Raw genomic sequence first — 22,044 nt, 5'->3', positions numbered from 1 at the left:
CGCTGTGGAATGAGGACCCGCGTTCCTCAAGGGAGGTGGTCTGCATGAGTCGATTGGTGTTGATGGGTGGCATCCTACTGGCAACCATTGCTGCCGGGAATGCGGTTGCCGCCGGAAAGGCGAATCCGATGGTCGTGATCGCGACGTCAATGGGTGAGATAAAGGTCGAGCTGTATGCCGACAAGGCGCCAGAAACGGTGAAGAACTTCCTTGCCTACGTGAAAGCCGGCTACTACGACGGAACGATCTTCCACCGCGTCATCCCGGGCTTCATGGTGCAGGGGGGCGGGCTCACCGCAGACATGCGCGACAAACGCGAAGGGCAGCTGGCGCCCATCAAGAACGAATCCGCGAACGGCCTTCGAAACGACACGGGCACGCTCGCCATGGCACGGACTTCGGTTCCCGACAGCGCGACGTCGCAGTTCTTCATCAACACGAAGAACAACGACTTCCTGAACCGGGAGAGAGCCCAAGACGGCGTGGGCTACGCGGTATTTGGTAAGGTCGTAGGCGGGATGGACGTGGTTCAGAAGATCGAGAAGGTACAAACCACCACGCGCGGTCAGCACCGCGACGTGCCGACCGAGGCCGTCACGATCAAGTCAGCGAAGATCGTCGAGGAGTAGCGCCGCCGTTTCAGATCGGCGGCGGCGTGAATCCGCCGTCGTCGGTCGCCGGCGGCGCAACCTCGGGATACGGGTCGGCGGTCTTGTCGCCAGAGATGTCGGGGCCGGTGAGGTACCAATCTCCGGAGAAGCCGCGCTCGAGAAGCGCCTTCGGCTCGCTCATGTCACTGCCTCCGGACATGACGATCGATTCCGCGGCGGCGATGACACTGAGGCTGGCGAAGGTGAACTTGCAGAGCAAGTAGCCCTGAACGCAGCGCGAGGCGACGAACGCGGAGCTGATCGGCATGACGTTCGCCAACATTGCTGCTGTCGTATAGAAAGCACGCGCGCTGGGAGCCCGCTCTTCCCACGTTATCGCGGATGCCGACGGCACCCCGGCCGCCAGGACGCCGGCCGTCGCGACCGCACACAGCAGCTTCTGAGCACTCCGCATCAGAATCCCTCCTCGCCGATTGGCCTCGGTCCGTCTAGCGCGTTCGCGGCGCGCGCCGCAAGACGGCGGGCGTCACGGTCACGAGGTGGGTCAAAAGCCCGACCCGCGCACGCCGAGTCAACGACGCTGCTCGATCTTCTTGCCGTAGGTAACCTCTCCCTTGTCGACGCGAAGAGAGAACCCGCACTCGGGGTCGGTGCATGCCCACGCCTTGAAGATCACGGCGGCGCCTTCCTGCCCATAATCCGAGAGAGGGAGCAGCACTCCCTCATTGCACTTCTGGCACCTGGGAAATTCCATCAGCCACTCCCTCACGACAAGCCGGCCCAGCGAGGCAGGCAGGTGGTCTGCCGATCTCGCCGACTTAAACAAACAGGTGCCGGGAAATCAAGCGCTTGCGAGGTCGCGTCCGACGGCGAATGCCCCCGAGAGGAATCGAACCTCTACCCCAGGCTCCGGAGGCCTGTGTGATATCCATTTCACCACGGGGGCGGGCCGGGTGGGGCGTCGGCTGGTATCACAGCGCGCTGCGAGCGTCCACCGGCTCACGGTTGGACGCTTGGGGATTCGCCCAGCGACGGCGCGGAGTTGACTTCCCCCGGGCCCAAAACTAATGTGCTGCGTTTCCGAGTGGATCGGAGTGGAACGCAGCTGATCAGCCCTGGGCGGTAGCCAAGCTGGCAAGGCACCGGACTTTGGATCCGGCAGCGAAGGTTCGACTCCTTCCCGCCCAACTCGGTGTGAAGGCTCCAAGAAACCGGTGAAGGACGAGATCAAACTCTTTACGGGCAACTCGAATCGCCCGTTGGCCGAGGCCATAAGTCGCTATGTCGGGGTTCCCCTCGGCGGCGCCGAGATCGGGCGGTTCAGCGACGGAGAGGTCCAGGTCGAGATCACCGAGAACGTCCGCGGCGGGGATGTGTTCGTCGTGCAGTCGACCTCGATGCCGACGAACGACAACATCATGGAGCTCCTGCTGATGCTCGACGCGTTCAAGCGAGCATCGGCGAAGCGCATCACCGCCGTGATCCCGTACTACGGGTACGCGCGACAAGATCGCAAAGTGGCGCCCCGCGTTCCTATCAGTGCGAAGCTGATCGCCGATCTCATTACCGCTGCCGGCGCATCGCGAGTCCTCACGGTCGACCTGCATGCCGGACAGATTCAGGGCTTTTTCAACGTGCCCGTCGACAACGTGTACGCTACGCCAGTTCTGCTCCAGTATGTGCGCGAGTGTCTCGGTGACCGCCCGGCTACGGTAGTGTCGCCCGACGCGGGCGGCGTCGAGCGGGCGCGCGCATTCGCGAAGCGCCTCGACGCCAACCTTGCAATCATCGACAAGCGTCGTGCGCGTGCGAACGAGGTCGCGGAGATGCAGATCATCGGCGACGTCGGTGATCGCGTCGCCGTGATCGTCGACGACATCATCGACACCGCCGGGACGTTGTGCACCGCGGCGGACGCCGTGCGGGCGGCTGGCGCATCGCGCGTATTCGCATGCGCCACCCATGCCGTGCTCTCCGGTCCCGCAACCGGCCGGATCGAGAACTCCGGAATCGACGAGCTCGTCGTTACCGACAGCATCCCGATCCGGTCCGAGGTCGCCAAGCTCACCAAGCTGAAGGTGCTCTCCGTCGCGTCGCTTCTCGGCGAGGCCATCCGCCGGACGCACGACGAGGCGTCGATCAGCTCGCTCTTCATCTGACTGGACAGGGACGGTCTTCATGCAAACGGTTGAGATCACCATCGAGCGGCGAACGGAGCGGGGGAAGGGGCCGATGCGACGCCTGCGTGCCGCCGGCAGGGTGCCGGCGATCCTCTACGGCCCCAACCGCGAGACGGCCGCGATCGTATGCTCGCATGAGCAGGTCGAGCGTCGGCTGGCGCATCTCGAGGGATCGCATCTGATCCGTCTGGTGCATGCAGGCGGCGCGGCCGACGCGGAGATCCACGAGCGCATGGTGCTCGTGCGTGACATGCAACGTCACCCGGTCACGGGCGCCGTGTTGCACGCCGACTTCTTCGAGGTCGATCTCACCGAGCGGCTCCGCGTGTCGGTGCCGCTCCACTTCGTCGGCAAGGCTGCTGGCGTCGTCGCGGGCGGCATTCTCCAGCCGGTGCTGCGCGAGGTGGAGGTCGAGTGCCTGCCGACCGAGATCCCCGAGTTCATCGAGGTCGACGTGTCGCCGCTCGGCATCCACGACGCCATCCATGCGGGCGATCTGAAGCTGCCGGAAGGAACCTCCATCGCTGGCGACGTCACGTCGACGGTCGTGACGGTGCTGCCGCCCACGGTCGAGGCCGCCGGCGGCCAGGGGGCTGCCGAAGGTGGCGAAGCCGGCACCGAGGCCAAGGCCGAGTCGAAAAAAGGTGGCGAGGGGGCGGGGTGATCGCGCGCATCCACGCATCGGTTCGCAACGTGACGGACCTTCATCATCTCGCCGGGAAGGCGAATGCAGGCGCCATGGGCGCCCAGAACCGTGTCAATCGACGGGAGGCAGCGGATGGCGGATCGCCGCTATGAAACGCTCATCCTGATCCATCCTGACCAGGGTGAGGCCGGAGCCAAGGAGCTCCTGGCGCGCATCCGGACGCTCATGGAGGATCAGGGAAGCACGATCAGCCAGGTCCAGGAGTGGGGCCTGCGCGAGTTGACGTACTTCGTCGCCAAGCAGAAGCGGGCATTCTACGTTCTGTTCGAATACCGTGCGACGCCGAAGGCCCTGACCGAGATCGAACGCAACCTGAAGATCATGGACCCCGTCCTGCGCTTCGTGTCCGTGCGTCAGGCCGAGAACGCTCCGCCCGCGCCCCTCCGTACCGTGCGTCGGCCGGACCGTGAGGACGGCGCCGAAGGCGGCGACGAGCTCGGCGCCGACGGCGAGATGGAGATGATGAGCGAAGGGGAGGGCTCCTGATGGCGAAGGAACGCGCAGCAGGGGGGCGTCCCCCTCGCCGGCGGGGCATGGGGCGACGCAAGGTCTGCCGCTTCTGCGCCGACCGCGCCCTCCTGATCGACTACAAAGATTCGCGCACGCTCGGCGGGTTCCTCACCGAGCGCGGCAAGATCATCCCGGCGCGCATCACGGGCAACTGCGCCCGCCACCAGCGCCGCCTCACCGTGGCCATCAAGCAGGCCCGCACCGTGGCGCTGCTTCCCTACACCACGGTCTATCCCTGAGGACGCACTTCCGATGCCGGTCGAACTGATCCTTCGCGACGACGTACCCAACCTCGGCAAGATCGGCGACGTGGTCCGGGTGAAGCCGGGCTACGCCCGCAACTTCCTCCTCCCGCGCGGGCTTGCGGTCGAGGCCAGCAGCAAGAACCTGCGCGTGCTCGAGCATCAGAAGCGCGTCATCGCGGTGAAGGCGGAGCGCGACCGCAAGGACGCAGAGGCCCGCGCCAAGCAGGTCGAGGGTATCACCCTGACCGTCCAGGCACGCGCGGGAGACGAGGGCAGGCTCTTCGGCTCGGTGACCAACATCGATGTCGAGCGGTTGCTCGCCGCCCGCGGTGTCCACGTCGATCGACGTCGCATCGAGCTCGACGAGCCGATCAAGCAGCTCGGAACCTACTCGATCGCGGTCGGCATCGGCCGCGACGTCCGTGCGACGATCCAGCTGACCGTCGAGGCCGCCGGCGACGAGGCCGCCGGGGGCTGATCCCCCGGGATGCGAACGGCAGGGAGCCTGGCGCTCCCAGCCGACGAATGGAGGCACGGCCGATGTTCACCCGCGAGGCCCTGGAGACGCGGGAAGCGGATGGCCTTGCGCCGTGGGCCATGGCGAGCCGGGATTCACGGGGACGACGTCTCCCCGAGCCCGAGCATCCGCTGCGCATGGCCTTCCAGCGGGACCGCGACCGTATCATCCACTCCACGGCCTTCCGGCGTCTGGAGTACAAGACCCAGGTCTTCGTGAATCACGAGGGCGACTACTACCGGACCCGCCTCACGCACACGATGGAGGCGGCCCAAGTCACCCGTACCCTGGCACGCTCCCTCGGGCTCAACGAGGACCTGGCGGAGGCGGTCGCCCTCGCGCACGACCTCGGCCATACGCCGTTCGGGCACGCCGGCGAACGCACCCTCGATCGCCTCATGGAGCCGTACGGCGGCTTCGAGCACAACGCCCAGAGCCTGCGTATCGTCGAGGTCCTCGAAGAACGCTACCCGAGCTTCCGTGGCCTGAACCTGACCTGGGAGGTCCGGGAGGGCATCGTCAAGCATTCGACGCGCTACGATCGGCCGCAGGTCCAGGAGTACGACGCCTCGCTCGCGCCCTGCCTCGAGGCGCAGATCGTCGATTTCGCGGACGAGATCGCCTACAACGCGCACGACGTCGACGACGGCCTCAAGTCCGGCATGCTCGACTCCGAGGATCTGGCGACAGTTCCCCTCTGGGCGGATGCGCTGGCTGCGGTCACCGCCGAGGCCGCCTCGGCACCCGCGACGATCCTGCACTATCAGGCCGTCCGGCGTCTGATCGACTGGATGGCGACGGACCTCACCAGTACGCTTCTCGAGCGCATCGACCGTGCGGGCATCACGTCCCTCGACGGCGTGCGCGCCGTGAAGCCCCGCCTGGTCGACTTCTCACCCGCCATGACCGCGAAGCACCAGGCGCTGAAGACGTTTCTCTACGACCGCCTGTACACACATCACCGTGTGACCCGGATGACGCAGAAGGCCGACCGCATCATGACGGCGCTCTTCGAGGTCTACATGCACGAGCCGCGGCAGCTGCCGCCGCACGTGCTCCGGCGCGTCCGGGAGAACGGGGAGACCGTGCCGCGCGTGATCGCGGACTACATCGCCGGCATGACCGACCGCTTCGCGCTCGAGGAGTACAAAAAGCTGTTCGACCCCTACGAGCGCGTCTGAGCGGATCCGGAGGCCGCGTGGATCGCGGCGCCGGGACGGCGATCCGCTGTGCGCCGGTCGCGGTACCTGGTCCGGTCCCGGCGGGCCCCTGAGCCATGCCGGCAAGCAGGCTCAGTCGACGTAGCCTAGCGCCTGCAACCGCTTGCGCTGCTCGTCGTCGACGACGGGCTCGCGCGCTGCGCCGGTCGCGGCAACGCCGGCGGGCGTCAGGCGCACACCGAGCGCGTACCGAGCCGCTGCCGGCGGGATCGGCAGCATGAGCACGCCGTCTCGTGCGGTCACCGGGCCGAGATCGATTCGCGCGTTCGCAGCGTCGCGGAACCCGCGTCGCCATGTGGCGAACCCCCACAGCGCCGGCATCGAACCCAACGATCGCAGGGTGAGCTCCGCCCGGTACGTTCCATCCGGCACGTGGAGCTCGACCGGCAGCGGCGGGGCGTCATCGGTCAGTGTGGCGACGCCCCGGCCGGTCCAGAACCAACCGGCGACGTCGAGGTCCGGCGCCGTGGTCGTCGGCCCCACCGGCCGGCAGCCGAGCTCGGCCTGGTCGGACAGGGTCCAGTACTCGGCGCGCAGCGTGACGCTGCCGTTCGGAGGGCCGTATCGCGCGGCGAGAAAGCTGCGCTCCGGAGCGTCGAGGCGGTCGGCCAGGGTTCGATCCAGGATGCCCATCAACCGGGGGCGCTGGCGGGGATGCAGCGCGTGCCGGAACGGCTCGTGAACACGGAAGAGGGCGCGGGCGCCCTCGCAATGCGCGTCGAGTGCGCCTGCCGGCCGAGCGCGCAGAAGATGCCCGTCGCTGCGCAGGCCGCGATACGTCTCCCATGCGAAGGCGGCCGCGTCGCGTCCGGCTTCCGGACGCAGCCGCCCGTCGGGCTCGAGCTGAACCCGGCCGTCGACGACGACGCCGGCCGGCAGCGGAACCCCGGCGGCGGCGGCGAGCGTCGGCATCACATCGACGTTCTCGGTGAACCGGGCGAGACGCTGTCCGGAGACGATGCCGGCCCCCGCCATGATCCAGGGGATGTGCTGCACGCCGTCGGCGAGGGTGTCCGTGTGCTCGAGCCGGCCCTGCTCGCCGAGCTCTTCGCCGTGATCGGCGGTGACGACGAGGAGTGTGCGCGCGAGGGCCGGATCGTCGCGCCGCAGGCCGGCGAGGAGCCGGCCGATGTGCTCGTCCATCGACTGGAGCAGCGTGTCGTAGACGTCGACCATGTGCCGGCGGTCGGCCGGCGTGAAGTCGGTCGCATCGCCGCGCGACCATAAGCGGCGGCCGGCGCCGAAGGTCGGCCAGCTGCCCGCATCGAAACGACGCTTCCAGTCGAAGGCCGGATCGAGGAAGGACGTCCGTCCCGGCGGGATGCGGCGGGGCAGGTGGGCGTCCATGAAGTGCAGGTAGAGAAATGTCGGCAGCGAGCGATCGCGGGCGTCCCAGAGCGCGAGGGCCCGGTCGACCACCTGGGTCGCATCGCCGTGCCCGTCGGCATCTTCGAAGGGCACCAGCTCGAGTGACGCGAAGCCGGCGCCGAAAGTGCTGTTCGCGACCACCCAGGGGTGTGCGCTGACGCCGAGGGTACGATAGCCGGCGTCGCGCAGCAGCGCCGGCAGCAGCACCGCCGTCGGATCGGGACGATTCCACGGGAACTCGCGCGGGTGCGCCTGGGGCTCGAACGAGCGCAGGACGTTCTCGTGATAGTAACGCCCGCTGGCCAGCTGGGGCATGGACGGTCGCGTCGCATGCGAGTTGGCATAGTGCCGCTCGAACACGACGCCGTCCCGCGCCAGCCCATCGAGCGCGGGGCTCGTCGGTCGCGGGTTGCCGTAGACGCCGAGGCGGTCCGCACGGGTGGTGTCGAGGAGCAGGAAGACGACGTCGGGTCGGCCGGCCGCGTATGCGACCCCGGGCCCGACCACGAGCAGCCCGAGGGCCACGAGGACGCGGAGCATGGATCGGGGGATGGTGCCACCAACTGCCCCGGAACGCGACTCGCCCGTGCCCGCTCGCGGCGCGGGATGCGAGCGCATCCGGCTCAGAGCGTGCGCAGCGCGACGCCGGCGGCGAATCCCTCGCGGATGGATTCGGCGATGCCCTGGAAGACCCAGCGCCCGTAGCGTCCGACGGCCAGCACGTCGGCCCGGCGCAGGGCGCCGGTCGCCTCCGCCACCCACGTCGATCCAGGCCATGACCAGGTGTAGGCGACGTCGATCCAGGTGGGGTCCACGACCTCGGCGTCGCCGATGAGGTCCCAGTCCTGGAGCTCGCGCACCACTGCCTCGGCGTATGCGCGGGTGGCCTCGGCATCGGGCTGCTCGCCGCCCACCCATGCCCGCTCGACGTAGATGGCGACCCGATCGTGCTGCGCGCGCGTCGCCGCCGGCAGGAAGGCGACGTCGACGTTGTCGTAGAAGCCGATGCGGTGGAAGCCCGCGCGGCTGTGCGGCAGGTATATCCAGTGGTCGCGCGGGCAGCGCTTGCCGCGCTGGGCCCCGACGTTCAGCACGAGCACCGACGTGAACGGATCGGGCGGCGCCTCGGTGGCGAGCGAGGCCATCTCGAGCACCCGGTTGAGTGGGAGCGTGGAGAGCAGCGTGTCGTAGCGCTGTGCGGTCCCGTCGGCGAAGTGTACGGCATGCTCCGCGAGCTCGATGCGTACGACGCGCTTGCCGTACTCGACGCATCCCGCCGCGGCCATCCGGCGCGCGAGCACGTCGAGCCCGCCGTCGGGATACGCGAACGTGGCATTGTAGCCGACGGCGGGGGTATCGGAGAGCGCGCCGCGGATGGCGAGCCCGAGATCGACGGGAGACTTGTAGGCGTCCTGCGGCGCGATGCGGTCGTAGAGGCCGGCCGTGTAGAGCCGATGGAACGGATCGAAGAAGCGCGCCGCCAACGTCGGCCCGAAGCTCTGCTGGAGCCACTCGCGCATCGTCCGCACGGGCCGCAGCGGCTGGGCCATCTCGGCCAGCGCCTGCGCTGCGACTTCGCCGCCGAGCCTCCGCAGGTGGTTCTGTAGGGGGTAGGGCACCGAGCCGCGCTGCGCCCGCGCCGCCGGCCGCAGGCGCAAAGGTTTACATAACGCTCCTTATCGGACGTTGCTGGCTTGCCATCCGCCCCAGCATCAATCCAGCTCCCTTTCTGACACCCCCAGCAACGCCTATGCCCCCGATGGGATATCATCCTCTGTATTCTCCCCGTCGATACTACGGTTGATGCTCGAAGGGCTCAAAGAAATCGAGCGCCTGCGTGCGATCCTGAGCCAGCTCTTAGTCGCCGCAGAGGCGCAACGCTACAACCCGACAGCGCTGCGCATCCTGGTGCGGCAGAAATGCCGCCAGGCGCTCCTTCTCGACGACCGCCTCGCCGAGCATGTGGCCAACGCGCCGGCGCCCGCCGTGCCCACCGACATCACGCCCATCCACCGCCCCGGCATTTCCTCGCCGCCGCGACCTTCGCTTGCCGCGCCGGCACCGCCCCTGTCCCTCCCCGCCCCCTCGCCTCAAGCGCGCCGCCCCCGCCGCCGATAGTCTCCTCGGGAGGCTCCCCCATGCACGTCCGCCTGCTTGGTACCGCGCTCATTACCCTCACCCTCGGCGCTGCTGCCCTCGGCCCCGCTGCCCCTCGCCCGCGCTACCTCGGCGTCACCAGCGGCCTCGCCCCGTCGTCGCTGGTCGCCCTGCGCTGGGCGCCGGAACCGTGCGCCATCGCCACCCCCTGTTGGTCGCTCCGCGCCCGCTACCGCTGCCGCCGCGGTCCCTCCCACGGCCGGTGCCCCGGCCGCACCGGCCTGCTGCGCGCCCGCACCGCGCACCCCGGCGACTTCGCCGGCACGCTTCGGATCGGCCGGCGCCGCTGCACGGTCTCCGGCTCGCTCACGACCCGGGAGCCCGACGTGCGGTTGTGGGAGACCGCGCCGCCGGCCGACGCACCGCGCGTCGTCGTCGCCCTCACCTGCGGCGAGGCGGACGACGGGGCGTTCGGATTCATCGGGGAGACGGCGCCCTAGCGGGCTCCCAGAAGCCGCGCGTCCGCGCCGCGACGACGAATAGCACCGCGACGCCCGCCGCGAACCCGATCCCGGCCCCGTCGTGCCACGGCGCCCCGACGGCCCATGCGCCGACCGCACCGACCGCGGCCGGCACCACGAACACCGCGGCTGCCGCCGCCAGCTCGGCCCCCGTCTCCGCCGCCCGTCCCAGTGTCGCGCGGGCCAGCGGCCACATGCCCAGCGCCACGACCACGAGCGCCGCGACGCCGATCGTTGCTAGCACCGGCGCATCATGCGCCGCGCGGGCGCCACCGCTGCACCGCCCGGGTCACGGCCACGTGCGCCGCGTGGCGGTCGGTGGCCGACAGCCGCGCCCATCCCACTCCGCGGGACGCCGTCGCATCCGGGCTCCGGTGGCGTCGGAGGCGACCCGGGGTCACTGCGCCGCGGCGTCAGCCGCCGGCGGCACGGCTGCGGGAGCCTCCGCGGGCGCTGCCGGAGGGCTCGCCGGTGTTGCCGCCGGGACGGCTCCGGATGGTGCCTTCGCCTCGAGGAACGCCCGTAGCGGACCTGCTGGCGCCTCGGCCAGCATCTCGCCGTAAATCGTTCGGACGCGCTCCGTGTCGCCGGCTGCTTCGGCGAGCCGCGCCTGGCCGAGCCGCGCCTCGACGCGGAACGGCCCGGGCATCGCCGCTGCCTGGTCGAAGGCATCGCGAGCGGCCGCGGCATCGCCGGACGCTTCGCGCGCCCGCCCGAGGCTCGCCAGCGCTTCCTGGCGCAGGTACTCGGTCTCGGGGCCTGCGGCCAGGTACTCGCCGTAGGCCGTGGCGGCGCCGGCGGCATCGCCGGCGCGCGCGAGCGCGTGGCCGCGGTAGAGGCTCGCGAGACGGCCGTACGGTGTACTGCCGTAGTCGGCGCGCACGCTGGCGAACCCCTCGGCGGCTTCGGCCCATCGGCTGGCCTCGAAGGCCTGATGCGCCGAGCGGAAGCGGATCGATGCGGCCTCGGCCTGACGACCGCGCCACCAGCCGATGCCGCCGGCCGCGAGCGCGAGCACGACGAGCGCGACACCGACGGCGACGAGCGTCGTCTGGTGCTCCTGTGCCCACGCCGCCGCCTGCGTCGTGAGGGTCTGGAACTCGTCGGGTTGCCGCAGTGCCTTGCGGTCGATCTTGACCCGTTCGCTCGTCGCCATGCGCCTCCAGCCAAGCTACATCTTATACTTGAAATCCTCGGGGGACATCTTCTCGAGGATCTCGGCCCATTTGTCGCGGGACACGTTCGACAGGTCCTGCTCTTTGCCCTCCTCCATCTGCTGGAGGACGCTCGATGCTTCGAGGACCGCCTTGGCGACGTAGATCGGGCTCTTCGTACGGAGTGCCAGGCTGATCGCGTCGGACGGCCGCGAGTCCATTTTCAGCTGCCGGTCGCCGACGCGCAGATAGATCATGGCGTAGTACGTGTTGTCGCGGAGCTCCGTGACCTCGACCCATTCGACGCTCGCGCCCAGCTCCTCGAGGAACGTGCGCAGCAGGTCGTGCGTCATCGGGCGGGCCATCTTGATGCCCTCGAGCTCCGTCGCCATCGAGGTGGCCTCGAGGAGCCCGATCCAGATCGGGAGGTTCAGCTTGTTGTCCGGGTCCCGGAGAATCACGATGGGTGTCTTGGTGACCGGATCGAGCGTCAGCCCTCCCACCGTCATCAGGATGAAATCCTCCCGATTCATGCAGTTTGCATCATGTCGAAGGCTCCCCGGGACGTCAATCGGATGAAGCCCGGGGCGGCGTCCGGCGCGGAGCCCTACCCCATCACCATGCGGTCGATGACGCGGTACAGCTGGTTCAGGTTCCGGCACTCCTCGACGATCGTGCAGTAGGGCGCGTAGCGGTCCATCTCGCTGTCGCCGAAGCCCCAGGTCATGCGGTTCTCCGGGTTGAGCCAGATCACCTGCTTCGCCCGCTGCTGGACGTCGCGCAGCACCCACTCGTGCGGCAGGTTGTAGTTGTTGCGGGCGTCGCCCAGCACGATGACCGTGGTCCGCTTGCTCACCGCGCCCAGGTAGTCGCGGTGGAAGCTGCGGAAGGCACGCCCGAAATCGGAGTGCGCATAGATGTTGATGAGATTGCCCTGGAGTGCCGCGTCGAGGGCCTGGCCGATCTCGCGATCCTGGAATATCTGCGTCACCTCGCCGAGATCGGCGACGAAGATGAAGCTGCGGACCTTCGAGTAGAGGTCCTGGAGCGCGTAGACGAACTGGAGCATGAAGCGCGAGACGTTGCGGACGGAGTCCGACACGTCGCACAGCACCATCACCTGCGGTCGCTCCTTGCGCTTCTTGTCGAAGACCACGCGGAACGGCACCCCGCCGTACTGGAGGTTCCGGCGCATGGTCTCGCTCGAGTCGAAGCGCCCGCGCCGGGCACGCTTGCGCCGGATCGCCACCACGTTGCGCAGGCGATGCGCGAGCTTCGTCACCGCCTCCTGCATGCGCCGGATCTCGTCCTCGGTGAGATAGAAGAAGCTCTTCTCGGCGAGCGTCTGGAGCCCCTGTCGATCCTGTCGGTTGACGTCGTGTCGGTCCAGCTCCTGCCGCACCATGCTGCGCAGCAGGTCCTGGAGGTCGCGCAGGCGGCGGTCGAAGTACCGCTCCAGGCGCTGCGCCATGTCCGGCGAGACGCCCTCGAGCTGCTGGCGCAGGCGGTCGAGCTCGGCGCCGACCTCGCCGAGGCCGAGCGCACCGGCGATGGCGTGGGTGAAGCGTCCTTCCTGGAAGCCGTGCTCGATCTGGCCGAGGTTCCCCTGCTCGGCGGCCTCGCGCAGCAGGCGCTCGAGCGCCCCCGAATCCGCACGCAGGAGCGCCCTGGCGAGCTCGGAGACGTCGATGCCCTTCTCCTCGAGGAGCTGCTCCAGCTGCTCGAGGAAATCCTGGAACTGCTCCGGGTCGAGGTCCATGGCGGCCTGGGTCGCCTGGGTGACGTCGCGGATCGTCTCGCCCATCCCCGTGAAGTACAGGTCGAAGAGCCGATCGAAGCTCGGCACGTCGACGCCGCGCTTCACGACCGCGGCGCGCAGTGCGGCGCGCACCGTCGCGCGGTCGTCGAGGCCGACGAGCGACAGGGCGCGGAACGCCTCCATCGTCTCGGAGAGCGAGACGCGGATGCCGTTGCGTCGGAGCAGGCCGGCGAACTCGACGAGCTTCGTGTCCATCGGCGTGCCCGCCGTCGCGCGCTAGTGGAGCGCGTCCTTGTCGCCGGCGGGGGGCGCGGCCTGCTTGGCCCGCTGGAGCGCGACGTACTCCTTCAGCTCCTGCTGGCCCTTGCGGATGTCGGCCTCGTACTTGAGGATCACCGACAGCGTATCGCCGACGAGCGCGTCGTCGAGGGTGTTGACGTTGAGCAGCATGAGCGCCCGCGCCCAGTCGAGCGTCTCGCTGATGCTCGGCACCTTCTTCAGGTCGAGCTTGCGCACGCGCTGGATCAGCGCGACGACCTCGCCGGCGAGCTGCTCGCTGATCCCCGGCGTCTTCAGCTGGACGATCGCGAGCTCCTGGGCCTTCTCCGGGAAGTCGACGTACAGATGGAGGCAGCGTCGCTTCAGGGCGTCGGACATCTCGCGGGCGTTGTTGCTGGTGAGGACGACGATCGGCTTGTGCTTGGCCTGGAGCGTCCCCAGCTCCGGCACGCTCACCTGGAAGTCGGAGAGCACCTCGAGCAGGAAGGCCTCGAACTCCGTGTCCGACTTGTCGATCTCGTCGATCAGGAGGACCACCGGCTCGTCCGCCGTGATGGCGCGCAGCAACGGCCGTGGCAGGAGGAACTGGTCGCTGAAGAAGACGTCGTCCTCGTTCGCGATCCGCTGCACGGCCTCGCGCAGCGAGGGGGCGTTGCCGACCACCTCGCCGATCTTGTCGCGCAGTATCTGCGTGTACAGGAGCTGCTTCGCGTACTCCCACTCGTACAGCGCCTTGGCTTCGTCGAGCCCCTCGTAGCACTGGAGCCGGATCAGGCCGCGCCCGAGGGCCTTCGCGACGACCTTCGCGAGCTCCGTCTTGCCGACGCCGGCGGGCCCCTCCACGAGGATCGGCTTCTCCAGCCGGCTGGCGAGGAAGGCGACCGTGCCGATCGTCCGGCTGGCGATGTACTGCTGCGCGCCGAGGCGCTCGATGACGTCGTCGATGTTCGCGAACATGCAGGGAAACCTCGGGCCGAGACGCTAACACACGGGTTCGGGCAGTGAAACCAACGGCGAGTGGACGCGGCTGCCGCCCCGGCAGCTCAGGCGATCGCGCGCCCGCCGTCGACGTGGAACATGGCCCCGGTCGAGAACGTCGCCTCCTCCACGAGGAAGCGGACGCAGCGTGCGACGTCCTCCGGGGTCCCCACCCGGCGCAGCGGCGTCGCGCGCTCGACGGCCGCGCGTGCCTCGGGCCCGAAATCCTCGGGCAGCAGCACCGGCCCCGGGGCGATGGCGTTCACGCGCACCGCGGGTGCGAGCTCCTTCGCGAGCGCCTTGGTGAGGCAGATCAGGCCCGCCTTCGACACGCAGTACGGCAGGTAGTCCTCGTATGGCCGCTCGCCCGCCCAGTCCGCGAGGTTGACGATCGTGCCCTCGCCGCGGGCGCGCATCGCCCGCCCGAGGTGCCAGGCGAGCAGGAACGGCGCCTTCAGGTTGACGTCGAGGCTCGCGTCCCAGGTGTCCTCGGTGAGGGCGTCGAACGGCACGCGCAGGTAGTTCGACGCGCTGTTCACCAGCACGGCGACGCCGCCCGTGCGCGCCTCGGCCTCGAGGGCGAGCGCCGTCACCGCGGCTGACACGCCCAGCTCCGCGCGCAGTGCCAGCGCCCGCACACCCATCGCCTCGAGCTCGCGGACGGCATCGGCAGCGTCGTTCGCCGACTGGTTGTAGTGCACGACGACGTTCGCGCCGCGCCCGGCGAGCTCGCGTGCGACGACGCGTCCCACCCGCTTAGCGGCTCCCGTGACCAGCGCCCAGCGCCCCGCCAGCTGCATGCGGCGGACCCTAGCCCAGGCGTCCGGGCCGCGTCACGCGGGCGCGCGCGGCGTGAGCGACGTCCGCAAGGTCGCCAGCGCCCGCGGCGCCCCGGCGATCACCGCGTCGCGCACGCCGCCGGGATCCTCGAGCGCGGCCAGCGTCACCGGCCCGCTGCCGAGATACTCGAGCCGTGCCCCGACCGCGGCCAATAGCGGCATGGCCGCGGCGACGTCCCAAGCACCGACGCGCCCCAGCATCGCCGCCTGTGCCGAGCCGCGCGCGACGAGCGCCGCGTGATACGCCGCCGAGCCGACGGAGCGGATCTTGCCCGGCCAGGCGACGTGGTAGCGCCGGTGCAGCTTGGAGTACGCGGCGAGGAAGGGGTCGCCCTGCCCCGGCCGTCGGCCCAGCCGCGCCAGGGGCCGGCCGTTCCAGAACGCGCGCCCGCCCATCGCGGAGAAGGTCTCGCCGGAGACCGGTAGGTGGATTACCCCACCCACGGGGACGTCGCGGTGGACGAGCGCGATGCAGATGCACCAGGTCGGCAGGCCCGACACGAAGGCCGCGGTTCCGTCGATCGGATCCAGCACGAACCGCCATGCGCCCTGGGGCGGACGGTGGGTCCCCTCCTCGCCCGTGATCCCCGCCGCGGGCACGGCACGCGCCAGCTCGCGGGTGAGGAAGCGCTCGACGGCGCGGTCGGCGACCGTCACGAGCGAATCGTCGGCCTTGCGTTGCGGGCGGAGCCGCTGCGCGTAGCGGCGCGCGACGAGGCCGGCGCGTCGGGCGAGCCGCTCGAGCGACGCGCGCCCGATGGGCGGCGTCACGAAGACGGCTTTCCGCGCTCCATGGCCGATTGCTCGAAGAGGTCGTCGGGGAGCTCCGGATCGAAGCGCGTCGCGGGCGCCAGTATCTGCGTCCGGCTGCCTTTCTCCGGCGTCTCGACGACGACGCGACGAGCCACGGGGATATTGCCCTCCATCACCACGTCGCCCTGCGTGAGACGCTTGCGCAGGACCTTCGCGTCGCTGCGCTCGTAGAACTCGAGCCGGCGTGGGAAGAGGTCGGCGCTGCCGAGCCAGAGGACCAGGCGTGCGTACTCCTTGCCCGCCTCGGTGCTCTCCTTCACCGGCAGCTCGATCTTGTCGCAGGCGACGCCGTCGACGACCTCCTGCCCGAGCAGGGTCGCGCTACCGTGCTTCGTGGGCCAGGCGTCGAGCGCCTCGAGGAGGTCGAGGTCGTTGTAGCTCAGGTCCGAGCCGACGAAGCTCTCGCGCCGCGAGTTGCCGGCCAGCACGCGCACGCGCTTCAGCGCCGGCAGGTAGAGCCACTGGCTGGCCGGGCTGCCGTCGGCGAAGGTGTAGGCGAGGAACGCGGTGCCCTTCACCTCGGGCGGCGCGGAGAAGAAGACGATCGATCGCTTGTCGATGCCGTCCTGCGGCACGGCGAGGCGCTGCTCGTAGACCGTGAGCTCGCGCTTGCGGCTGCCGAACTTGCCCTCGATGTCGAACTGGAGTTCCTGCTGGCGCGTGGCCCAGTTCCGCTCGCCGTCGTTGAGCGCCTTCCAGCGCCGGAGGATCTCGTCGCCGCTGGCCGCTGTGCCAGCCAGAAGCGGGGCCACGAGGCCCAGCAGCAACAGGAGCTGGAGCACGGCGCTCGTCATGCCTGCGTCCTTGCCCCGAAGCGGGCGTCGGCGGCAAGCGGCCGCGCGCCCCCGCTCACGCCGCGGGCTCGTCGTGCCCCTGGAGCCAGAGGAGGCCGCGGGCCATGTACTGGAGGCCGGCCACGGCTGTGACGACGCCGGTCGTCCAGCAGAGCGCCAGCTCCGCCCAGGCCGGCACCGCCGCCGGCGCCACCCGCCCGAGCAGCACCACGGCGACCGTCGAGAGCTGGAAGAACGTGCTCAGCTTGCCCGCGACCGACGGTCGCACCTCCATCGCGCTCTGGGTCATGACGAAGAGGAGGAAGTACCCGAGCACCAGGATGACGTCGCGCGAGATGACGATGACGACGAGCCAGCGCGGCACCTCCTGCATGAAGCCCAATGCCAGAAACGCCGCCATGAGGAGCAGCTTGTCGGCGGCCGGATCGAGATAGGCGCCGAGCGTGGTCTTCGTGTGGGTGAGGCGCGCGATGGCGCCGTCGAGCGCGTCGGTGACGCCCGCCGCCACGAAGACGCCGAGCGCTTCGGCCCAGCGGAAGTCCATCAGCAGGATCAGGAAGACGGGGATGGCGATCAGCCGCAGCAGCGTGAGCAGGTTCGGGACGTTCAGCATCCCTCAGCCCCGACCGACCCGCAGCGCATGGTCGAGCTGCCCGGCGACGCGCGGCGGGACGAGGGCCGTCACCGTGACCTCGCCGTCGCGGTAGTACTCTTCGAGGATGCGCCCGGTGCGGCGCAGGAGGGCGAGCAGGTCGCCGCGGTCCGCGGGCATCGTGCGCCGGACGCGTGCGAGGCCGCTCGACACACGCTCCTCGATGGACCGCAGCAGGGCCGGCAACCCCTCCCCCGCCCGCGCCGAAAGGCAGACCGCATCGGGCGGGGCGCCGGTCGGCGGCGCCCCGAGCCCCTGCACGTCGCACTTGTTGAACGCGAACACGACGGGCACCTCGCCGGCGCCGATCTCGCCCAGCACGCGCTCGGTCACGACCCGCTGCTCCGCCCATCCCGGATGCGAGGCGTCGACCACGTGCACCAGGAGGTCGGCGCTGCGTACCTGCTCGAGCGTGCTCTTGAAGGCCTCGACCAGCTGGTGCGGCAGCTTGTGGATGAACCCCACCGTGTCGGCGAGCAGCACGGTCTGGCCGTCCGGCAGGCGCAGGCGGCGCACGGTCGGGTCGAGCGTCGCGAACAGCTTGTCCTCGACCAGCACGCCCGCCTTCGTGAGCGCGTTCATGAGCGTCGACTTGCCGGCGTTCGTGTAGCCGACGAGGGCGACGGTGGGCGTCGGCAGCGCGCCCCGTTCCTCCCGCTGCACGTTGCGGGTGCGCTCGACGTCTTCGAGACGCCGGCGCAGGTGCGCGATGCGCTCACGCACGCGCCGCCGGTCGACTTCGAGCTGCGTCTCGCCCGGCCCGCGCGTGCCGACACCGCCGCCCGCTTGACGTGAGAGGTGCGTCCAGGCGCGCGTCAGACGCGGCATCAGGTACTGGAGCTGCGCCAGCTCGACCTGGAGCTTGCCCTCGGTGCTCCGTGCCCGCATCGCGAAGATGTCGAGGATGAGCGCGCTGCGGTCGACGATCTTCACCCCGATCGCCTTCTCGAGGTTGCGCTGCTGGGCGGGCGCCAGGGGATCGTCGAAGAGGACGACGTTGGCGTCCTGCGCCGCGACCAGCGCCTTCACCTCCTCGACCTTGCCGGCGCCGATGAAGGTCGCCGGGCTCGGGCGCTTCACGACCTGGACGATCTCGCCCACCGTCGCGAGCCCCGCGGTCGCGGCGAGCCGCCCGAGCTCCGCCAGCGACTCCCGCACGGGGATCGGGCTGCCGGGCTGATCCGCGCCGACCAGGATGCCCCGTTCGCGGATGCGTGCCGTCTGATGCAGGCGCCCCGTCACCGGAAGGTCGTCGTCCCCGCGCCGACGACGCGCTCCACCGCCTCGAGGACGTCGGTGCTCGCCGAGACGCGGATGGTCGCCGGCAGCGCGAGGGTGGTCTCGGTCGCGTCGCCGCGCTGGAGGTGCAGGAACGCCTCGCACGGCCCCGGATGCGCGGTGAGGACGGCGCGCAGCTGCTCCAGCCCCTCGCGTCCGACGGCCTCGAGCGCGACGCGGACGTGGATCTGTCGGATGGCGTCGGCGCGGGCGGCGTCGAGCGCCGAGAGCTCGTCGGCGATGATCTGGCAGCGGTCGGCCGAGAGGTCGAGTCCGCCGGCGACGACCACGGCAATGCCCGCCTGGATGACGCTCTCGTGCTTCTGGTACGTGTCCGGCCAGGCGATCACCTCGACGACGCCCTCCTTGTCCTCGAGCAGGAAGGTCGCGTAGCGCTGCCCCTTCTTCGAGTTGCGCAGCTTCAGCGAATGGATGACGCCGCCGATGCGCACGCGTGGCCGGGCGTCGCGCCCCGGCCGCGCGGCGTGCGCGGGCGGCAGATCGTGGCCGCGCGTGCGCAGCGTCGACACGGTGACGTTCGTGAACTTGCGCAGGTCCTTCTCGTAGCGGTCGAGCGGGTGCCCGGTGATGAAGAAGCCGAGCGTCTCCCGCTCGTGCTGGAGCTCCTCGTCGGCCTTCCAGGCGAGCGCGTCCGGGAGCGGCGGCGGCGTCTCGTCGAGCGCGCGTCCGCCGCCGCCGCCGAAGAGCCCGAACTGCGGGCTGGCGGCCTCTTCGGCCCGGGCCTGGGCCCAGCGCATGACGTCCTCGACGGCGTTCCACAGCTGCGCCCGGTTGCGGTGCAGGGAGTCGAAGGCGCCGCACGCGATGAGGCTCTCGACCACGCGTCGGTTCACCTGCTGGCCGTGCACCCGCCGGCAGAACTCGTGCAGCGTGGAGAACGCCCCGGACTCCTTGCGCGCGGCGATGATGGCGTCGATCGCCTTCGAGCCGACGCCCTTCACGGCGCCCATGCCGAAGCGGATCGAGCCGCCGAGGCTCGTGAAGTCGTATTCGCTCTCGTTCACGTCCGGCGGCAGGATCGCGATGCCGTGCTGCCGGCACTCGGCGATGTTCTTGTACGTGAGGTCGGTGTCGCCGGCTTCCAGCGACAGGAGCCCGGCCATGAACTCGGTCGGGTAGTGCGCCTTCAGATAGGCGGTCTGGTAGGTGATGACGGCGTACGCAGCCGAGTGGCTCTTGTTGAAGCCGTAGGCCGCGAACGTCTCCATCTGGTCGAAGATCTGCCCGGCCAAGTCGGGATCCGCCGTCCGGGTCTGCTCGACGCCGGCCATGAAGCGCTGCCGCTCCTTGGCCATCTCCTCCGCCTTCTTCTTGCCCATGGCGCGGCGGAGATTGTCGGCGTCTCCGAGGGAGTAACCGCCCAGCGCCTGGGCGATCTGCATCACCTGCTCCTGATAGACGATGACCCCGTACGTATCGCGGAGGATCGGCTCCAGCAGCGGATGCAGGTAGCGGATCGGCTCCTGGCCGTGCTTGCGCTTGATGAACTGATCGACCATGCCGCTGTCGAGCGGACCCGGCCGGTAGAGCGCCAGCGCCGCGACGACGTCGGCGAAGCACGACGGCCGCAGCTGGATCAGCATGCGCCGCATGCCGCCCGACTCGGCCTGGAACACGCCGACGGTGTCGCCGTCGGAGAGGACCTTGTACGTCGGCCCGTCGTCGAGCGGCAGGCGGTCGAGGTCGATCGTGACGCCGCGGCCTTCGCGGATGCGGCGCAGGATCGCCTCGATCAGGGTCAGGTTCTTGAGACCGAGGAAGTCGAACTTGATCAGCCCGATCGCCTCGACGTCGCCGAACGAGTACTGCGTGACGACCGCGCCGTCCTTGTCGACCCACAGCGGCAGGTCGTCGGTGAGCGGCCGCGGCGAGATGACGATGCCGGCGGCGTGCTTGGACGCGTTGCGCAGGAGCCCTTCGAGACGCAGCGCCAGGTCGAAGAGCCGCGTCTCGCGCTCGCCCTGCGTGCGCAGGGCCTCGAGACGCGGCTCCATCTCGAGCGCCTTCGCGAGCGGGAAGTCCTTGCCCTGCTTCGGCTCGGGATAGAGCTTCGTGATGCGGTCGGTGTCGGCGAAGGAGAAGTCGAGGACGCGGCCGACGTCCTTGATCGCCTGCTTCCCCTTGAGGGTGCCGAAGGTGATGATCTGCGCGACGCGGTCCTCGCCGTACTTCTCGCGCACGTAGCGGATCACCTCGTCACGGCGGACGAAGCAGAAGTCGACGTCGATGTCGGGCATCGACCGGCGCTCGGGATTCAAGAACCGCTCGAACAGCAGCGTGTGCTCGATCGGGTCGAGGTCGGTGATGCGCAGCGCCCAGGCGACCAGGCTGCCGGCGGCCGAGCCGCGTCCCGGCCCCACCGGGATGCCCTGGTCCTTCGCCCAGTTGATGAAGTCGGCGACGATGAGGAAGTAGCCGGCGAAGCCCATCTGCTCGATGACGCCGAGCTCGTAGGCGAGCCGCTCGTCGTACGGCTTCTCGTCGATCGGAGCGCCGAGCGTGCGGCGTGCGTTGAGGCGCGCGTCGAGCCCGGCACGCGCCTCGCGCCGCAGCGCCGTCTCGAGCGTCTCCGCCTCCGGCACGGCGTAGACCGGGAAGCGCCAGCGCTGCTTGAACTCGAAGTCGCAGAGCGCGGCGATCCTGGCGGTGTTCTCGCAGGCCTCGGGGACGTCGGCGAAGGCCGCCGCCATCTCGTCCGGCGTTTTCACGTAGAGCTGGTCGGTCTCGAACTTCCAGCGGCGCTCGTCCGAGAACGTCTTGCCGGTCTGGATGCACAGCAACACCTCGTGCGCGGCCGAGTCGGCGGCGTGGAGGTAGTGGCAGTCGTTGGTGCCGACCATCGGCAGGCCCATGCGCTTGGCGAGGGCCTTTAGCTCGACGTTCACCGACTCCTGCTTGTCGAGCTTGTTGTCCTGGACCTCGATGTAGTAGCGCCCGTCGAAGATGCCGGCGAGCTCCGCGGCCGCGTTCCGCGCCTTCTCGGGTTGTCCGACCATGAGGTTGTGCGCCACCTCGCCGCGGAGACAGCCGGACAGCGCGATGAGCCCGCCGTTCAGCTCCCGCATGAGATCCTTGTCGACCCGGGGCTTGTAGTGGAAGCCCTCGCGATAGCCGGCGCTGACCAGGCGGCACAGGTTCCGGTAGCCCTCGCGGTTCGTGGCGAGGACGATCATGTGGTAGTTGCCGCCGGCCTCGTAGTCGTCGATGCGGCCGGCCTTCTCGAAGCGGCTCTTCGGCGCGACGTAGAGCTCGCAGCCGATGATCGGCAGGACGCCGTGCTTGCGCGCCTCGGCGTGGAACTGGACGGCGCCGAACATGTTGCCGTGGTCGGTGATGGCGCACGCCGACATGCCGGCGGCCTTCACGCGGGGCAGCAGCTCCTTGATCTTGTTCGCGCCGTCGAGGAGCGAGTACTGCGTGTGCAGGTGCAGGTGGACGAACGACATCGACGCGCTACGCCCCTCCTCCCAAAACCGTTCTCCCCTGCTGGGGGGAGCACGGT

24 protein-coding genes and 2 tRNA genes are annotated in these 22,044 nt (G+C 69.7%); 10 read left to right on the top strand and 16 right to left on the bottom strand.

Annotation, left to right across the window (positions count from 1 at the left end; genetic code table 11):
- Positions 1–62 precede the first annotated feature (62 nt).
- Positions 63–629: a peptidyl-prolyl cis-trans isomerase gene (locus tag KIT14_14945; GenBank protein ID MCW5891823.1), complete on the top strand. Its 567-nt coding sequence runs from the start codon at positions 63–65 to the stop codon at positions 627–629.
- A gap of 10 nt (positions 630–639) precedes the next feature.
- Here the strand turns inward: KIT14_14945 and KIT14_14940 are convergent, their stop codons facing one another.
- The 3 genes from KIT14_14940 to KIT14_14930 form a co-directional block, all read right to left on the bottom strand.
- Positions 640–1,065, bottom strand: a complete 426-nt coding sequence (locus KIT14_14940; GenBank protein ID MCW5891822.1) for a hypothetical protein — start codon at positions 1,063–1,065, stop codon at positions 640–642.
- A 117-nt stretch (positions 1,066–1,182) separates the two neighbouring features.
- A complete protein-coding gene (locus tag KIT14_14935; GenBank protein MCW5891821.1) occupies positions 1,183–1,365 on the bottom strand; it encodes a hypothetical protein in 183 nt (60 codons plus the stop codon).
- Between the two features lie 120 nt (positions 1,366–1,485).
- Positions 1,486–1,557: transfer RNA gene (locus KIT14_14930), tRNA-Arg, on the bottom strand.
- 170 nt (positions 1,558–1,727) lie between these two features.
- Between KIT14_14930 and KIT14_14925 the strand changes: the two genes are divergently transcribed.
- The 7 genes from KIT14_14925 (at position 1,728) to KIT14_14895 (ending at position 5,950) form a co-directional block, all read left to right on the top strand.
- A tRNA-Gln gene (locus KIT14_14925) sits at positions 1,728–1,799 on the top strand.
- A gap of 26 nt (positions 1,800–1,825) precedes the next feature.
- Entirely contained in the window at positions 1,826–2,770 is a 945-nt protein-coding gene (locus tag KIT14_14920; GenBank protein ID MCW5891820.1) for a ribose-phosphate pyrophosphokinase, read from the top strand.
- A 19-nt stretch (positions 2,771–2,789) separates the two neighbouring features.
- Complete coding sequence (locus KIT14_14915; protein MCW5891819.1) at positions 2,790–3,455, top strand: 50S ribosomal protein L25; 666 nt, start codon at positions 2,790–2,792, stop codon at positions 3,453–3,455.
- 114 nt (positions 3,456–3,569) lie between these two features.
- Positions 3,570–3,983 (top strand): 30S ribosomal protein S6, encoded by a 414-nt coding sequence (gene rpsF / locus KIT14_14910; protein MCW5891818.1) that lies wholly within the window; start codon positions 3,570–3,572, stop codon positions 3,981–3,983.
- Positions 3,983–4,246, top strand: coding sequence for a 30S ribosomal protein S18 (gene rpsR, locus KIT14_14905; protein MCW5891817.1), 264 nt, complete (start codon positions 3,983–3,985; stop codon positions 4,244–4,246). Before rpsF ends, rpsR begins: the two co-directional genes overlap by 1 nt.
- 13 nt (positions 4,247–4,259) lie before the next feature.
- Positions 4,260–4,730, top strand: a complete 471-nt coding sequence (gene rplI, locus KIT14_14900; protein MCW5891816.1) for a 50S ribosomal protein L9 — start codon at positions 4,260–4,262, stop codon at positions 4,728–4,730.
- 62 nt (positions 4,731–4,792) lie between these two features.
- Positions 4,793–5,950 (top strand): deoxyguanosinetriphosphate triphosphohydrolase, encoded by a 1,158-nt coding sequence (locus tag KIT14_14895; protein ID MCW5891815.1) that lies wholly within the window; start codon positions 4,793–4,795, stop codon positions 5,948–5,950.
- Between the two features lie 111 nt (positions 5,951–6,061).
- Here the strand turns inward: KIT14_14895 and KIT14_14890 are convergent, their stop codons facing one another.
- A complete protein-coding gene (locus KIT14_14890; GenBank protein ID MCW5891814.1) occupies positions 6,062–7,897 on the bottom strand; it encodes a sulfatase in 1,836 nt (611 codons plus the stop codon).
- A gap of 83 nt (positions 7,898–7,980) precedes the next feature.
- Positions 7,981–8,976: an FAD-dependent oxidoreductase gene (locus tag KIT14_14885; protein MCW5891813.1), complete on the bottom strand. Its 996-nt coding sequence runs from the start codon at positions 8,974–8,976 to the stop codon at positions 7,981–7,983.
- 184 nt (positions 8,977–9,160) lie between these two features.
- On the opposite strand from KIT14_14885, the gene KIT14_14880 reads away from it, so the two are divergent.
- Positions 9,161–9,475, top strand: a complete 315-nt coding sequence (locus KIT14_14880; GenBank protein ID MCW5891812.1) for a hypothetical protein — start codon at positions 9,161–9,163, stop codon at positions 9,473–9,475.
- 20 nt (positions 9,476–9,495) lie between these two features.
- A complete protein-coding gene (locus KIT14_14875) occupies positions 9,496–9,954 on the top strand; it encodes a hypothetical protein (GenBank protein ID MCW5891811.1) in 459 nt (152 codons plus the stop codon).
- Here KIT14_14875 and KIT14_14870 read toward each other — a convergent pair.
- The 11 genes from KIT14_14870 to dnaE all read right to left on the bottom strand — a co-directional run bounded on the left by KIT14_14870 (position 9,932) and on the right by dnaE (position 21,988).
- Positions 9,932–10,219, bottom strand: a complete 288-nt coding sequence (locus KIT14_14870; GenBank protein ID MCW5891810.1) for a hypothetical protein — start codon at positions 10,217–10,219, stop codon at positions 9,932–9,934. The two genes, KIT14_14875 and KIT14_14870, sit on opposite strands and share 23 nt — an antisense overlap.
- A 153-nt stretch (positions 10,220–10,372) precedes the next feature.
- Positions 10,373–11,131 (bottom strand): tetratricopeptide repeat protein, encoded by a 759-nt coding sequence (locus tag KIT14_14865; GenBank protein ID MCW5891809.1) that lies wholly within the window; start codon positions 11,129–11,131, stop codon positions 10,373–10,375.
- 15 nt (positions 11,132–11,146) lie between these two features.
- Complete coding sequence (locus tag KIT14_14860; GenBank protein MCW5891808.1) at positions 11,147–11,662, bottom strand: bifunctional nuclease family protein; 516 nt, start codon at positions 11,660–11,662, stop codon at positions 11,147–11,149.
- Between the two features lie 74 nt (positions 11,663–11,736).
- The gene (locus KIT14_14855; protein MCW5891807.1) at positions 11,737–13,143 is read right to left on the bottom strand and encodes a VWA domain-containing protein; all 1,407 of its coding nucleotides are present in this window, start codon (positions 13,141–13,143) and stop codon (positions 11,737–11,739) included.
- Positions 13,144–13,164: 21 nt separating this feature from the next.
- On the bottom strand, positions 13,165–14,124 hold the full coding sequence (locus KIT14_14850; GenBank protein MCW5891806.1) for a MoxR family ATPase: 960 nt from the start codon (positions 14,122–14,124) through the stop codon (positions 13,165–13,167).
- A gap of 86 nt (positions 14,125–14,210) precedes the next feature.
- A complete protein-coding gene (locus KIT14_14845; GenBank protein ID MCW5891805.1) occupies positions 14,211–14,945 on the bottom strand; it encodes an SDR family oxidoreductase in 735 nt (244 codons plus the stop codon).
- Positions 14,946–14,978: 33 nt separating this feature from the next.
- On the bottom strand, positions 14,979–15,755 hold the full coding sequence (locus KIT14_14840; GenBank protein MCW5891804.1) for an inositol monophosphatase: 777 nt from the start codon (positions 15,753–15,755) through the stop codon (positions 14,979–14,981).
- The gene (locus KIT14_14835; GenBank protein ID MCW5891803.1) at positions 15,752–16,591 is read right to left on the bottom strand and encodes an outer membrane lipoprotein-sorting protein; all 840 of its coding nucleotides are present in this window, start codon (positions 16,589–16,591) and stop codon (positions 15,752–15,754) included. The genes KIT14_14840 and KIT14_14835 overlap by 4 nt, the downstream gene beginning before the upstream one ends.
- A 55-nt stretch (positions 16,592–16,646) precedes the next feature.
- Positions 16,647–17,204, bottom strand: a complete 558-nt coding sequence (locus KIT14_14830) for a CDP-alcohol phosphatidyltransferase family protein (protein MCW5891802.1) — start codon at positions 17,202–17,204, stop codon at positions 16,647–16,649.
- A gap of 3 nt (positions 17,205–17,207) precedes the next feature.
- The gene (gene hflX / locus KIT14_14825; protein ID MCW5891801.1) at positions 17,208–18,485 is read right to left on the bottom strand and encodes a GTPase HflX; all 1,278 of its coding nucleotides are present in this window, start codon (positions 18,483–18,485) and stop codon (positions 17,208–17,210) included.
- The gene (dnaE, locus tag KIT14_14820; protein MCW5891800.1) at positions 18,482–21,988 is read right to left on the bottom strand and encodes a DNA polymerase III subunit alpha; all 3,507 of its coding nucleotides are present in this window, start codon (positions 21,986–21,988) and stop codon (positions 18,482–18,484) included. Before dnaE ends, hflX begins: the two co-directional genes overlap by 4 nt.
- Between the last annotated feature and the right edge of the window lie 56 nt (positions 21,989–22,044).

This window comes from bacterium (genome assembly GCA_026129405.1).
In the GTDB taxonomy this organism is placed as follows: domain Bacteria; phylum Desulfobacterota; class Binatia; order DP-6; family DP-6; genus JAHCID01.
The sequence above is the reverse complement of the archived record's forward strand: the minus strand, read 5'-3'. Positions and strand labels throughout refer to the sequence as shown.

Excerpts from the sequence above, each read along its gene's own strand:
- KIT14_14845 (MCW5891805.1), bottom strand. The coding sequence starts at position 14,945 with ATGCAGCTGGCGGGGCGCTGGGCGCTGGTCACGGGAGCCGCTAAGCGG.
- KIT14_14935 (MCW5891821.1), bottom strand. The coding sequence starts at position 1,365 with ATGGAATTTCCCAGGTGCCAGAAGTGCAATGAGGGAGTGCTGCTCCCT.
- KIT14_14890 (MCW5891814.1), bottom strand. The coding sequence starts at position 7,897 with ATGCTCCGCGTCCTCGTGGCCCTCGGGCTGCTCGTGGTCGGGCCCGGG.
- KIT14_14830 (MCW5891802.1), bottom strand. The coding sequence starts at position 17,204 with ATGCTGAACGTCCCGAACCTGCTCACGCTGCTGCGGCTGATCGCCATC.
- KIT14_14860 (MCW5891808.1), bottom strand. The coding sequence starts at position 11,662 with ATGAATCGGGAGGATTTCATCCTGATGACGGTGGGAGGGCTGACGCTC.
- rpsR (MCW5891817.1), top strand. The coding sequence starts at position 3,983 with ATGGCGAAGGAACGCGCAGCAGGGGGGCGTCCCCCTCGCCGGCGGGGC.
- rpsF (MCW5891818.1), top strand. The coding sequence starts at position 3,570 with ATGGCGGATCGCCGCTATGAAACGCTCATCCTGATCCATCCTGACCAG.
- KIT14_14850 (MCW5891806.1), bottom strand. The coding sequence starts at position 14,124 with ATGTTCGCGAACATCGACGACGTCATCGAGCGCCTCGGCGCGCAGCAG.
- rplI (MCW5891816.1), top strand. The coding sequence starts at position 4,260 with ATGCCGGTCGAACTGATCCTTCGCGACGACGTACCCAACCTCGGCAAG.
- KIT14_14865 (MCW5891809.1), bottom strand. The coding sequence starts at position 11,131 with ATGGCGACGAGCGAACGGGTCAAGATCGACCGCAAGGCACTGCGGCAA.
- dnaE (MCW5891800.1), bottom strand. The coding sequence starts at position 21,988 with ATGTCGTTCGTCCACCTGCACCTGCACACGCAGTACTCGCTCCTCGAC.
- KIT14_14940 (MCW5891822.1), bottom strand. The coding sequence starts at position 1,065 with ATGCGGAGTGCTCAGAAGCTGCTGTGTGCGGTCGCGACGGCCGGCGTC.
- KIT14_14875 (MCW5891811.1), top strand. The coding sequence starts at position 9,496 with ATGCACGTCCGCCTGCTTGGTACCGCGCTCATTACCCTCACCCTCGGC.
- KIT14_14880 (MCW5891812.1), top strand. The coding sequence starts at position 9,161 with ATGCTCGAAGGGCTCAAAGAAATCGAGCGCCTGCGTGCGATCCTGAGC.
- KIT14_14945 (MCW5891823.1), top strand. The coding sequence starts at position 63 with ATGGGTGGCATCCTACTGGCAACCATTGCTGCCGGGAATGCGGTTGCC.
- KIT14_14855 (MCW5891807.1), bottom strand. The coding sequence starts at position 13,143 with ATGGACACGAAGCTCGTCGAGTTCGCCGGCCTGCTCCGACGCAACGGC.
- KIT14_14915 (MCW5891819.1), top strand. The coding sequence starts at position 2,790 with ATGCAAACGGTTGAGATCACCATCGAGCGGCGAACGGAGCGGGGGAAG.
- KIT14_14835 (MCW5891803.1), bottom strand. The coding sequence starts at position 16,591 with ATGACGAGCGCCGTGCTCCAGCTCCTGTTGCTGCTGGGCCTCGTGGCC.
- KIT14_14895 (MCW5891815.1), top strand. The coding sequence starts at position 4,793 with ATGTTCACCCGCGAGGCCCTGGAGACGCGGGAAGCGGATGGCCTTGCG.